Genomic DNA, 11,680 nt, shown 5'->3' with positions numbered 1-11,680 from the left:
AAGGGCCCTCATCGCACGCAAACGGTGAGGGCCCTTTGTCATGCCGCGATCCGGAGCGCGGAAACGCGTCGCGGCGGCTTCAACAGGTTGAAGCGTGTGCACACCCAGCCTGTCGACGTCCGCTCGAAGCGCGCGGCCAGGGCGAGGAAGCGCTCGTTCTGTTCGACGGTCGCGCAGGCCTCGATGACGCCGTCCGCCGGATGACACAGGTGGATCGACTTCGGCCGATAGCCGCCCGGCGGACGGCGACGGCCGCGGTCGAGCAGCGCGCTGTGGAGCGCCGGGTCGAGGATCGGCTGGACCTGGACCGCCGGACGGCGTCCGTCGCAGGCTTCGAGGATGGTGGTCAGCAGCCTGCTCACCTGCCGCCCGTCCAACGTGTCGGCTGCCTGCCGCGGCCGCGGTGCCTCCGCGAACCGCTCGCCTGCCAGCGGCAGGTCCAGCATGAGCTGGTTGTCCGGCGGCGACACCCGGTGCGTCAGCCTGCTCGGGCGGCCCGCGAGCCGGTACGGCGGTTCATACGGTTGAAGCCGTCTCAATACGTACGAAGTCATCAGTCGTCCCCCTCCGCGGCCCCCTCGGCCACGCCCATCAGTTAAGGGACCGCCGGTGGGCGACACGGCGACAGGAACCGCCCGAGAGGATGAAACGGGCGGCAATCGCTTGTGGCCGCGCGCGGGTACGGTGGACGGGTGCTGAAGGGGCTGGTCGTCGACTACGTCGGGGTGCTGACGGACGCGGGAGCGGACGAGCTGTACGCCTTCCTGCGGGCCGCCAGGTCACGCGGCATCAAAACGGCCTTGCTCTCGAACGCCCCCGGCGCGTCGGAAGAGGCCAAACGCTCACTGGACCCGTTCTTCGACGCGCTCGTCTTCTCCGGCGAGGTCGGCGTGGCCAAACCCGAACGCGAGGTCTACCTGCTCACCGCCGGGCTGCTCGACCTGCCCGCGGACCGGTGCGTGTTCGTCGACGACGCCGCGCACAACGTCCGCGCCGCGGTGGCGGCGGGGATGGCGGGAGTGCACCACACGTCGGTCGAGGAGACGCTGACCGAGCTCGGCGCCCTTTTCCCGGCGGGCTGAAGGGGCCCTTCACCGCATGACATGCGGTGAAGGGCGCTTTACCGGCGTCTGATGCGGGGAAAGTCCCCTTCAGTCGCGGTCCGAAGCGCGGGCCCGGCGGACCAGTTCGAACGAGAGCACGGCGGCGGCCGCGGAGACGTTGAGCGACTCGACCTCACCCGGCATCGGGATCGACACCCACTCCGTCACCAGTTCGCCGACCTCGGCGCCGACGCCGTTCGTTTCCCCGCCCAGCACGAACGCCGCGCGCTGCGGCAGTTCGACGTCGAACACCGAATCCCGGGCCGAAGCGCCCAGTGCGTAGATCCCGTACCCGGCTTCGGTGAGCATTTCGGCGGCCTCGCGTGCGCTGCCGCATCGCAGCACCGGAGCGCGGAACGCGACCCCGGCCGAGGCCTTGACCACCATCGGGTCGAGGGCGGCGACCCCGCGCCGCGGCACCACGACACCCTCCAGCCCGGCGGCGGTCGCCGTGCGCAGGATCATCCCGACGTTCGCCGGGGTGGTGATCCCGTCGAGCAGCAGCACCCGCGACGGCGGCCTGCCGTCGGACAGCGCCGCGTGCAGGGACCGCATGCGCGGCGCGACGACGTCGGCCAGCACTCCCTGGTCCTGCTTGCCGTTGCCGGCCAGCACCTTGACACGATGCGCGCTCGCCCGCTGCACCGGGACCCCGGCGGCCTTCGCGGCACGCTGGATCTCGGCGGCGTTCGGCCCGCGCACAGTGTCGGCGAGAATCACCTTGTCCACTTCGAGCGCCGCGTCGTCCAATGCCTCGAGCACCGGTTTCCGGCCGTACACCGTCAGGAACCGGTCCTTCGGCGAGATCACCGACTCATCACCCACACCGGCGAGTGTCCCACTGTGTAAGGATCGGCTCATGCCCGACCGCCTCTCCGCGCTGGACGCCTCGTTCCTGTACGTGGAAGACCACTCGACCCCGATGCACGTCGGCGGCGTGGCGATCTTCGAACGACCACGCGACGGCTTCACCTACGAGCTGCTGCTGGACCTGATCGGTCAGCGCCTGGCGTTCCTGCCGCGCTACCGGGAGCGGGTGCTGGAGGTGCCCGGCCACCTCGCGCGGCCGGTGTGGGTCGACGACGTCGACTTCGACCTCAACTACCACGTCCGCCGGTCCGCGCTGCCGCAGCCGGGCTCCGACGGCCAGCTGTTCGATCTCGTGGCGCGGCTGATGTCGAGGCGGCTCGACCCGGGAAGGCCGCTCTGGGAGGCGTACTTCGTCGAGGGGCTCGCGGGGGACCGGATCGCGCTGGTGACCAAGACGCATCAATCCGTTGTGGACGGGATCGGCACCATCGATCTCGGACAGCTGATCCTCGACACCAGTCCGCAGGAGCCGGAGCCGTTCGACGACAACTGGCATCCGCGCCGGGAACCGAGCCGTACCCAGCTGATCCTCGACGCGGTCGCCGAGACCGTGCAGCGGCCGACGGAACTGGTGGAAAACGTCCGCTCCATCGCCCACGACGCCACCGCGATGGCGGGCAAGGTCACCGAGACGGTCGGCGACGTCGCGTCGGCGCTCAAGACCATGGTCAATCCGGCGCCGTCCGGGCCGCTCAACGTCCGCACCTCCGGCGGCCGCATGTTCGCCGTGGTCCGCACGCGGCTGGAGGACTACCGCGAGATCCGCGCCGCGCACGGCGGCACGGTCAACGACGTCGTGCTGGCGGCGATCAGCGGCGCGCTGCGGGAATGGCTGCTCTCCCGCGGGTCGAGCCTGACCGCGACGACCACGGTGCGCGCGCTGGTGCCGATGGCCGTCCGCGACGCCGAGACGGCCGAATACTCGACACCCGCGCTGCTCGGGAACCAGGTCGACGCCTACCTGGTCGACCTCCCGGTCGGTGAGCCGAACGCGGTCCTGCGGCTGCAGCACATCGGCCACGCGATGGCTGATCACCTCGACTCCGGCCGGTCGGTCGCCGCGCGCGGGCTGCTGACGGTCGGCGGTTTCGCGCCGGCGACGCTGCACTCGCTGGGGGCGCGGGCGGCCGGGTCCATGTCGGGACGCATCTTCAACGTGCTGATCACGAATTCGCCGGGCCCGCAGGTGCCGCTCTATGCGGGACAGGCGAAGATGGTGGAGATGTTCCCGGTCATGCCGCTGGTGCGCAATCAGGCGCTGGCGATCGGGGTCACCTCGTATCACGGCGGTGTCTACTTCGGACTGAACGGTGACCGCAAGGCCGTGTCCGATGTGGACCTGCTCGCCGGGATGATCGAGGAATCGTTGGAAGAGCTGAAGGGTGCGCACTGGTGAGGGTCTTTCTACCGGCGACGATCGCGATGCTCCGTGACCTTGAAACCGCCGGGGAGTTCCGGGCGCGGAGCGGCACGGGATTCGCGCTGACCCCGGCGTTGCGGGAGTCCTACGCCAGCGGATCCGACGAAGAACTGGAGTACGCCGCGCTGCTCGACGCCGCCAGGGCGTCGCTCCGGCTGATCGCGGCCGAGGAGAAGCCCGAGCCGCGGCGGGTGGTGATCTCGGCCGACATCGACGAGGTCACGCTGCGCCCGGATCTCGACGCCGCCGTCGTCCGGCTGGCCGGGCCGGTCGCGATCGCCGACGTCGCCGCGATCCACGTCGACGCGGCCGAGGCCGCCGAGTCCGTGGAGGCCGCCGCCGCGGTGATCGACGAGGCCGACCTCGGCGACCCGGACGCGGAGTTCACCCTCGGCGACGCCGAAGACCACGAACTCGCCTGGTACGCCCCCCAAGAACTCCCCTTCCTGCTCGAACTCCTCTGATTTCCCGCGTTTAGTCCTCTAGTTGCGGTAGTTGCACGTGCAAGGACCGCAACTAGAGGACGAAACGCGGCGTGACGGGCTGGGAACGTGACAGGGTCAGCCCGCCGGGATCTCGCCGATCTGATCCGGCGGCGGCGCCTGGATGTCGGCCCGCGTGTCCCACTCGGTGTAGCGCGTGACGATCCGGGCCATCGCGGCGTCCGGGACGCCCGAAGCGGCGAGGACGGGGGCGAGGTCGAGGATGATCCGCACCGGACGGTGCGCGTCGTCGAGCCAGACCTCCATGGGGATCTTCCCGAGCTTGCCGTTCAGTTCCCCGATGGCCTCCGCCGACAACCCGGCGGGCAGATCGCCGCCAAGCGTGGCCATGTCGACGTCCAGCCGGTAGTGCTCGATGGACACGCCGTCGAGGTCGGCGTGCCCGGATTCGGTGAGCGTGCCCGCGCGCCGGACCTGGTCGAGCGCGCGGCCGGGGTCGTTCTGCTTCGCCAGCTGGTCGATACTGCCGCCGACGACCTGCGAGAACGGATCCGCGCCATCGGCGGAGACCTTGATCCAGGGTTTCCCGCTCGGAACGTCCTCACGGGCGCTCTCGGGGACCTTGGCGAAGACGACCTTGTCGACCAGCCGGAGTTCGAGCGGTTCGCCGAGGAAGTCCGTGGTCATGGTCAGTGCGGTACCCGCTCGCGCGACCCGCACCTGCCCTTGGCTCTTCGAGCGCATGGTGCCCGCCGTGACGTCGGTGGCGAACTTCGCGGCCTTGCCGTCGATGGCGGACGCGACCCCGTCGGCGAGCGCGCGGGCGTCGGCGAACGAGACGGTTTCGCCGTCACACGCGCCGAGCAGCGCGCCGAGTGTGAGTACGACGGCGGGCAGGGCCGTTCTCCGCATGAGGACCTGCTTTCAAAGGCGGGCACTCAAGCGAAACACAGCCGGGGACCGGGACCCGATCGGGGGAATGCTCAGCGGCTGTCGCCGACCGCCTCGGGCGGCGGCGCGATGATCACCACGTCCGAGGCCCAGCTGTCGTACTTGACCGTGGCCTTGCCGAGGGTGACCCGCACCGGGCGCTGTTCGGCGTCCAGCCACAACTCGGCCGGGGCACCGCCGAGGTCGAGGACGTAATGCGTGGCGGCCGCGCCGTTCACGTCGGCCTGCTCGGACTTGGTGACCTTGCCGGACTTCGAGATCCGGTCGATCGTACGCGTCGGATCCAGCGTCTCGACGACGTCCGTCATCAGCTCGCCGTTGGCCGAGGACAGCGCGTCCTTGCCGCCGGCGGTGATCTTGACCCATTCCTTGTCGGTCTTGAGTTCCTGGACCTGGGCGTCGGACAGGTGGTAGTAGAGGACGCCGTCGGCGAAGATCAGGTCCCGCTTCTCCCCGGCGATCTCGGCGACCATGGAGAACTTGCTGTTCGGCCCTTCGTAGAGCCCGGAACTGGTCACCACGACCTTGCGGCCGTCCTCAGCGGTGGTTTCCAGCGCGATCTTCGACGAGCGGGCCTTCTGGGTGCCCGCGGCGGCCGCCGCGGCCAGTTGTGCCGCGTCGTTGAGCGGTGGTGCCGCCGGTTTCTCTGCGCCGGAACAGCCTCCCAGCAGCAGGAGAGCGGTACAGACGGCGGCGAATCCGGTGGCACGCATAGGACTCCCTCAGGTGAATGGTCTGTACCACCACCGTAGTGCCTATCGGGTGAACTTCCACCATCCGATTGTCGGGGCCTTCACGGAAGTGGTCTAGCCGACCTCGCCGGCGGGCGGCGGGGAGACGGCGACGGCCATTCCCCAGTCGCTGTAGATGCAGGTCGTCGCCGAAGAGCCGTTCGCCGGGTCGCCCATTTCGAACGACCGCTACCTGACCCCCAGGACTTGGCCGTATTGAGGCGAGACCGTCGTAGAACGCCTTCACCGTGCCCGTGACCGCTTCGGTTCCGAACATGCCGTCGATGATCGTCCTTGACGAGGCGTCCGGGCGGGTGCCGCAGCCCGTGACCACGAGGGTCAGGGCCGCGGCCACCGCGATCAGCTTGAGCGGGGACGCATCAGCGGCCGCCGGCCTTCTTCATGATCTCCGTCATCTCGCCGACCTGGTCCGCGGGCGGCGCGGTGATGTTCACCGGGACACCCCAGTCGGTGTACTTGACCGTGGTCTTGGCGACACCGTCACCGGGGGCGCCCATGGCCTTCACCAGCGCGCTCTGGTCCGAAATGACCTGCACCGGCAGCTGGTCGGCGTTGAGCCACAGCTCGGTGAGGACGGTGACGTTCTTGCCCGCGAGCTTCGCGTTGAGCTGCTTCAGGGTCTCGGCGGGCAGCGGGATGCCGACTTCGCCCACGATGAGGGCGATGGCCTTCTCGGCCTCGATCTCGATGACGTAGTGGTTGGTCTGCGCACCGTTCAGCTCGACCTGGTCCGACTTCGTGATCTTGCCCGCCTTCGAGACCTGCTCGAGGATGCGGGACGGATCGCTGTCCTTGGCGGCCTTCGACATCATCTTGCCGAGCAGCTGTGAGATCGGGTCCTGGCCGTCGGCCGCGATCTTCACGTACGACTTGTCGGTCTTCAGCTCGGCCTTGTCGGCCGCGTCGAGCTTGAAGAACAGCGCGTTGTCGATGAACAGCATGTCGAGCTTCTTGCCGTCGCTGTCCATGATCATCGAGAGCTTGCTGTTCTCGCCGTCGTACAGGCCCTGCCCGGAGGCCGTGTTCTTCTGGGCGCCGGCGATGGTCTCCATCGTCACCTTGGACGACTTTGCCTTCTTGGTGCTCTCGCGGGTCAGCGCCGAGAGCTGGATCGGGTCGCCGAGCGGCGATGAAAGCGAGCTCTTCGCTTCGGAAGGAGCGGGGGCAGCCGTGCCCGGCTGCTTCTCGCCACCGCAGGCGGACAGCGCCAGGACGGCGGCCGTGGTGATGGCGGCGAGCATGGTTACGCGCTTCAAGTGGACCCCTCAGAAAAGTTGATCTGATCCGAACGGGTTATCGCGCGCGGGCTAAATTAGTTACCGATCGTCGTCATGTCCAGCTCTAGAACCCAAAAGGCGGCGCAAAGAGCCCAATCGCTCCGGGCTGGCGTGACCCTCGATGACCACGTTGTCGAGCGCGCAGTCCGGATCCGCGGGCGGTCCGAGGTGCCCGCAGGCCGAGGGACACTCTTCGGCGGCCGCGGCGAACTCCTCGAACGCGAGCACGATGTCATCGGCGGTCACGTGCGCGAGCCCGAACGACCGGATACCGGGGGTGTCGACCACCCAGCCGCCGCCGGGCAGGGAAAGCGCGACCGCCGCGACCGACGTGTGCCTGCCCTTGCCGACCGCGCTGACCACGCCGGTCGCCAGTCCGGCGTCCGGCACCAGCCGGTTGACCAAAGTGGACTTCCCGACCCCGGAATGCCCGACCAGCGCGGTGACCCGGTCCTTGAGCCGCCCGGTCAGTTCGTCCGGGTACTCGTCGTGCCGGGTGACCACGGCGGGGATGTCGAGGCCCGCGTAGCCGGCGAGGAGTTCGTCCGGGCTCGCGAGGTCGGCCTTCGTCAGGCACAGGACCGGCTTGAGGCCACCCGCGTAACAGGCGACGAGGCAGCGGTCGATGAACCCGGTGCGCGGCGGGGGATCGGCCAGCGCGGTCACGATCAGCAGTTGCTCGGCGTTGGCGACGACCACCCGTTCGTAGGGATCGGTGTCGTCCGCGGTCCGGCGGAGCACACTGGAGCGTTCGTCCACCCGGATGATCCGGGCGAGGGTGTCCGGTTTACCGCTCACGTCGCCGACGATGCCGACGGTGTCCCCGACGACGACCGAGACCCGGCCCATCTCCCTGGCCCGCATCGCGGTGACGACGTGCTCCGGATCGCCGTCGATCGCGCAGGTCCAGCGGCCGCGGTCCTTCCCGATGACCATCGCCGTGGAGGCATCCGCGTGCTCGGGGCGGCGTTTGCTGCGCGGTCTGGTGCCCTTGCCGGGACGGATCCGCACATCGGATTCGTCCAGCCTCTGCCAGTCCTTGCCCGTCAAACCGCCTCCTGCTCTTCGAACACCGCGGAAGAATGATCCCATGCCGCTCGCCATCGACTGGCGAGCGTGTAACGATGACTTTTCGAAGAGGAGGTTTTCGCATGTGCGGGCGTTATGCCGCGACCAAGGACCCCGCCGCGCTGATCGACGAATTCGCCGCGGTGGACCTGACCGAAGGCCGGATCCGGGCCGATCACAACGTGGCGCCGACCAAGGACGTCGCCACCGTGGTGCGGCGGCACCCGCGTGACGCCGACGGCGCGGTGCTCGAAGACGAACCGGCCGTCCGTTCGCTGCGGATGATGCGCTGGGGCCTTGTCCCGTTCTGGGCGAAGGACCCCGGAGTGGGCTCGAAGATGATCAACACCCGCGCCGAGACGGCCAAGGAGAAGCCGTCCTTCAAGAAGGCGGTCTCCTCGCGGCGTTGCCTGGTGCCCGCCGACGGCTGGTACGAGTGGCGGCGCGACGGCAAAGAGAAGCAGCCCTTCTTCATGACCGGCCCCGGCGACGGATCGCTCGCGTTCGCCGGCATCTGGGAGACCTGGCGGCCGAAGGACGACAAGGACGCGGACCCGCTGATCACCTTCTCCGTGATCACCACGGACTCGGTCGGCAGGCTCGCCGACATCCACCACCGCATGCCGCTGCTGATGCCGCGGGAGAAGTGGGACACCTGGCTCGACCCCGACCTGCCCGACGTCACCGAACTGCTCGTCCCGCCCGCCGAGGACCTGGTCGACACGATCGAGCTACGGCCGGTGTCCAGCCTGGTCAACAACGTCCGCAACAACGGCCCGGAGCTGCTGGACCGGGTCGAACCGGCCGCGGAGAGCGCCCTCTTCGATTTGCCGAACTCATGACGAAGCTGGAGATCGACACCGCCTACGGCCCCGCGCGGGCCGAGTTGCACTGCGCCGAGGAGGGTGTCGCGGTGCTGATGCTCGGCCACGGCGCGGGCGGTGGGATCGGTGCGAAGGACCTGGTCGCGGTCACGCGGGCGGCGCAGGCGGCGGGCGTGCACGTCGCGCTCGTCGAGCAGCCGTACCGGGTGGCGGGCCGCCGCGCTCCCGCTCCCGCCACGCAACTCGACACCGCCTGGCTCACCGTCGCCGACGAGATCTCCGAGCGCTTCGACGACCTCCCGATCGTGTTCGGCGGCCGGTCCTCCGGGGCCCGCGTCGCCTGCCGGACCGCCGCGGCGGGCCAGGCGGTGGCGGTGCTCTGCCTGGCCTTCCCCGAGCACCCGCCGGGCAAGCCGGAGAAGACCCGGCAGGGTGAACTGGACGCCGTCGAGGTCCCGACGCTGGTCGTCCAGGGCGAACGTGACCCGTTCGGATTGCCCAAGGCGGGTCCGCATCACGAGATCGTGGTGCTCAAGGGCGACCACAACCTCAGCGCCGACCTCGACGGCGTGTCACGCGCGGCCGCCGAGTGGCTCGAGCGCGTGCTGCGGCCGCTTGCCTGAGAGCCGTCGCCGGGCGTAGTGCACGGTGACGGCGGCCAGCAGCGGACCCCAGAGCACCAGCGGTGCGTAACAGGCGGCCATGACGATGCCGTAGACCGGCGAGTCCTCCCAGCTCCCAGTGGCCACCGAAGAACCGGCCTTCGCCCAGCCGAACAGTCCCTGGACACCGAGCACGGTCAGGGCGATCGCGCCCGCGGCCGCCGGGACGATCGCCGCGAACGGCGGGATCGGACGGCCGCGCAGCCCCGGGATCCAACGCGGCCACACCTCACCCCACGGCCGGACGAGCCCGAGGGTGAGGAACGCGAGGGCCTCGGCGAGGAAGCTCAGGCCGAAGACGTAGGCCGCGCCCCAGCCGGGGATGCCGAACTCCACCAGCCCTTGCGCGGTGAACCCGACCGGGAGGCCGAGTCCCATCGCGATTCGCCACAGCCCGGACGGCAAGGTCACCAGCAGCGTCGCGTGGGCGGCGATGTTCGCCCACCTCGGCACATCGGGCACGGTCTTGGTCATTTCGTGGCTCCCCAGGGGTCGTCGTTCGCTTACCGATGACGATTCCCGAGCGCGGCGGCGTGCTCTTCCCGCTCCGGGCCGACCCGTCTCCCTCATGAGGGTGAACTGCCACCGCCGCAATTAGTCCTCTGGTTGCGGTAGTTGCACGCGCAAGGACCGCAACTAGAGGACTAATCGCGGGGGATCAGCCCGCGATGGGGGTGACCACGGCCCCGGTGAGCCGCACCAGATCGCCCGGCGCGAGTTCGACCTCCAGGCCGCGACGCCCGGCCGAGCAGTGCACGGTCTCGAACTTCTCCGCCGACGCGTCGATCACCACCGGGAGACGGCTCCGGTGCCCGAGCGGCGAGATCCCGCCGAGCACGTACCCCGTCGCGCGCTGAGCGGCCGCGGGGTCGGCCATCTTCGCCTTCTTCCCGCCCGCGGCGGCGGCCAGCGCCTTCAGATCCAGCTGGCCAGTGACCGGCACCACGCCGACGGTCAGCTTCCCGTCGACCTCGGCGACGAGTGTCTTGAACACCCGCGCGGGGTCGAGTCCGAGCGCTTCGACGGCTTCGAGTCCGTACGATTCCGCCCGCGGATCGTGGTCGTAGGCGTGCAGAACGTGCGGCACTTTCTGCTTCGCCAGCAGCGCCGTCGCCGGGGTTCCCTTGCCTGCCATGGGCGGAGTCTACGAGCGGGCCGGGAATGCCCGGCCGGGCGCCGCTGTTGACAGCAACGTGTCCACCACACTGGAAGCTCCCCGAATCCTGATCCCGCGCACGCCGGGCGGCCAGGTGATCCGTCCGCGCGTAAACTCGACGTCGTCTCATGCGCACAAGCGCATCGACGCCGATCGAGAAGGGAACGGTTTGCCGAGCACGCAGAATCCCGCGCCGGACATGGGCACGGACGCCGAAGAGGCGGCCGCGCGGGCCGAGCGCTTCGAGCGGGACGCGATGCCCCTGCTCGACCAGCTGTACTCGGCCGCCATGCGGATGACCCGGAACCCCGCCGACGCCGAGGACCTCGTCCAGGAGACGTACCTGAAGGCGTACGCGGCCTTCGCGTCTTTCAAGGCGGGTACGAACCTCAAGGCGTGGATGTACCGCATCCTCACGAACACCTACATCAACGGCTATCGCAAGCGTCAGCGCCAGCCGGTGCAGCAGCCCACCGAGGAGATCACCGACTGGCAGATCGCCAAGGCGGAGAACCACACCTCCAGCGGGCTGCGCTCGGCCGAGGTCGAGGCCATGGACAACCTGCCCGACGCCGACGTCAAGGAAGCGCTGCAGAAGCTGCCGGAGGAGTTCCGTCTCGCGGTCTACCTCGCCGACGTCGAAGGGTTCGCGTACAAGGAGATCGCCGAGATCATGGAAACGCCCATCGGCACCGTGATGTCCCGGCTGCACCGCGGCCGCGCCCAGCTCCGTGACCTGCTCGCCGACGTCGCCCGCGAGCGGGGCTTCATCCGCGCGGGCAAACAGCAGGAGGTGGCGGGGCGATGACCGACGACTACTGCAGCGGCGCGGACGACAAGGTCAAATGCGAGGAAGCGCTCGCCGACATCTACCTGCTCTTAGACAGGGAGTGCAGCGCGGAACGCGACGCGGCTCTGCGCAAGCACATCGAGGACTGCCCGCCGTGCCTCGAGGAGTACGGCATCGACGAGCACATCAAGCAGCTGCTCGCCCGCAAATGCGGTGGCGACCACGCGCCGGACGACCTCAAGTCCCGGCTGCGGGCCTCGATCCGCCAGACCGTGCAGACCAAGGGCGCGATCACCATCGAGCGCACCGAGGTCAAGATCGAGCAGACGTTCGAATAGCCCGGCTCAAGTCGCACGAAGGCCCC

The 11,680-nt window shown here is 69.3% G+C and carries 15 protein-coding genes; 7 read left to right on the top strand and 8 right to left on the bottom strand.

Features of this window, described 5'->3' with window-relative positions:
* Nucleotides 1–38: 38 nt before the first annotated feature.
* Nucleotides 39–554 carry an Rv3235 family protein gene (locus ACM6LU_RS21385; protein WP_414939480.1) on the bottom strand — a complete coding sequence of 172 codons (516 nt, stop codon included), beginning with the start codon at nucleotides 552–554 and terminating at the stop codon, nucleotides 39–41.
* Between the two features lie 138 nt (nucleotides 555–692).
* Between ACM6LU_RS21385 and ACM6LU_RS21380 the strand changes: the two genes are divergently transcribed.
* Nucleotides 693–1,082 (top strand): HAD-IA family hydrolase, encoded by a 390-nt coding sequence (locus ACM6LU_RS21380; protein ID WP_414939479.1) that lies wholly within the window; start codon nucleotides 693–695, stop codon nucleotides 1,080–1,082.
* Nucleotides 1,083–1,151: 69 nt separating this feature from the next.
* Here the strand turns inward: ACM6LU_RS21380 and ACM6LU_RS21375 are convergent, their stop codons facing one another.
* Entirely contained in the window at nucleotides 1,152–1,928 is a 777-nt protein-coding gene (locus ACM6LU_RS21375; protein ID WP_414939478.1) for a TrmH family RNA methyltransferase, read from the bottom strand.
* Nucleotides 1,929–1,962: 34 nt separating this feature from the next.
* On the opposite strand from ACM6LU_RS21375, the gene ACM6LU_RS21370 reads away from it, so the two are divergent.
* Nucleotides 1,963–3,369 carry a WS/DGAT/MGAT family O-acyltransferase gene (locus tag ACM6LU_RS21370; RefSeq protein WP_414939477.1) on the top strand — a complete coding sequence of 469 codons (1,407 nt, stop codon included), beginning with the start codon at nucleotides 1,963–1,965 and terminating at the stop codon, nucleotides 3,367–3,369.
* Nucleotides 3,366–3,857: a DUF6912 family protein gene (locus ACM6LU_RS21365; RefSeq protein ID WP_414939476.1), complete on the top strand. Its 492-nt coding sequence runs from the start codon at nucleotides 3,366–3,368 to the stop codon at nucleotides 3,855–3,857. The genes ACM6LU_RS21370 and ACM6LU_RS21365 overlap by 4 nt, the downstream gene beginning before the upstream one ends.
* 96 nt (nucleotides 3,858–3,953) lie before the next feature.
* Here the strand turns inward: ACM6LU_RS21365 and ACM6LU_RS21360 are convergent, their stop codons facing one another.
* The 4 genes from ACM6LU_RS21360 to rsgA form a co-directional block, all read right to left on the bottom strand.
* A complete protein-coding gene (locus ACM6LU_RS21360) occupies nucleotides 3,954–4,748 on the bottom strand; it encodes a hypothetical protein (RefSeq protein WP_414939475.1) in 795 nt (264 codons plus the stop codon).
* A 71-nt stretch (nucleotides 4,749–4,819) separates the two neighbouring features.
* A complete protein-coding gene (locus ACM6LU_RS21355; protein WP_414939474.1) occupies nucleotides 4,820–5,500 on the bottom strand; it encodes a hypothetical protein in 681 nt (226 codons plus the stop codon).
* Nucleotides 5,501–5,898: 398 nt separating this feature from the next.
* A complete protein-coding gene (locus tag ACM6LU_RS21350; protein ID WP_414939473.1) occupies nucleotides 5,899–6,795 on the bottom strand; it encodes a hypothetical protein in 897 nt (298 codons plus the stop codon).
* 60 nt (nucleotides 6,796–6,855) lie between these two features.
* The gene (gene rsgA, locus ACM6LU_RS21345) at nucleotides 6,856–7,866 is read right to left on the bottom strand and encodes a ribosome small subunit-dependent GTPase A (protein WP_414939472.1); all 1,011 of its coding nucleotides are present in this window, start codon (nucleotides 7,864–7,866) and stop codon (nucleotides 6,856–6,858) included.
* 101 nt (nucleotides 7,867–7,967) lie between these two features.
* Here rsgA and ACM6LU_RS21340 point away from each other — a divergent pair, with 101 nt between their 5' ends.
* Both ACM6LU_RS21340 and ACM6LU_RS21335 read left to right on the top strand, forming a co-directional pair.
* Nucleotides 7,968–8,726: an SOS response-associated peptidase gene (locus ACM6LU_RS21340; protein ID WP_414939471.1), complete on the top strand. Its 759-nt coding sequence runs from the start codon at nucleotides 7,968–7,970 to the stop codon at nucleotides 8,724–8,726.
* A complete protein-coding gene (locus ACM6LU_RS21335) occupies nucleotides 8,723–9,331 on the top strand; it encodes an alpha/beta family hydrolase (RefSeq protein ID WP_076159797.1) in 609 nt (202 codons plus the stop codon). Before ACM6LU_RS21340 ends, ACM6LU_RS21335 begins: the two co-directional genes overlap by 4 nt.
* On the opposite strand, the gene ACM6LU_RS21330 is transcribed toward ACM6LU_RS21335, so the two are convergent.
* Together ACM6LU_RS21330 and ybaK are read right to left on the bottom strand one after the other, a co-directional pair.
* The gene (locus ACM6LU_RS21330) at nucleotides 9,281–9,844 is read right to left on the bottom strand and encodes a hypothetical protein (protein ID WP_414939470.1); all 564 of its coding nucleotides are present in this window, start codon (nucleotides 9,842–9,844) and stop codon (nucleotides 9,281–9,283) included. The genes ACM6LU_RS21335 and ACM6LU_RS21330 overlap by 51 nt on opposite strands.
* Before the next feature lie 184 nt (nucleotides 9,845–10,028).
* Nucleotides 10,029–10,505 (bottom strand): Cys-tRNA(Pro) deacylase, encoded by a 477-nt coding sequence (gene ybaK, locus ACM6LU_RS21325; RefSeq protein WP_414939469.1) that lies wholly within the window; start codon nucleotides 10,503–10,505, stop codon nucleotides 10,029–10,031.
* Nucleotides 10,506–10,695: 190 nt separating this feature from the next.
* On the opposite strand from ybaK, the gene ACM6LU_RS21320 reads away from it, so the two are divergent.
* Both ACM6LU_RS21320 and rsrA read left to right on the top strand, forming a co-directional pair.
* A complete protein-coding gene (locus ACM6LU_RS21320) occupies nucleotides 10,696–11,334 on the top strand; it encodes a sigma-70 family RNA polymerase sigma factor (protein WP_414939564.1) in 639 nt (212 codons plus the stop codon).
* Entirely contained in the window at nucleotides 11,331–11,654 is a 324-nt protein-coding gene (gene rsrA, locus ACM6LU_RS21315; protein ID WP_020631335.1) for a mycothiol system anti-sigma-R factor, read from the top strand. The genes ACM6LU_RS21320 and rsrA overlap by 4 nt, the downstream gene beginning before the upstream one ends.
* Nucleotides 11,655–11,680 lie beyond the last annotated feature (26 nt).

The organism is Amycolatopsis sp. cmx-11-51 (genome assembly GCF_047608665.1).
In the GTDB taxonomy this organism is placed as follows: Bacteria; Actinomycetota; Actinomycetes; order Mycobacteriales; family Pseudonocardiaceae; genus Amycolatopsis.
The sequence above is the reverse complement of the archived record's forward strand: the minus strand, read 5'-3'. Positions and strand labels throughout refer to the sequence as shown.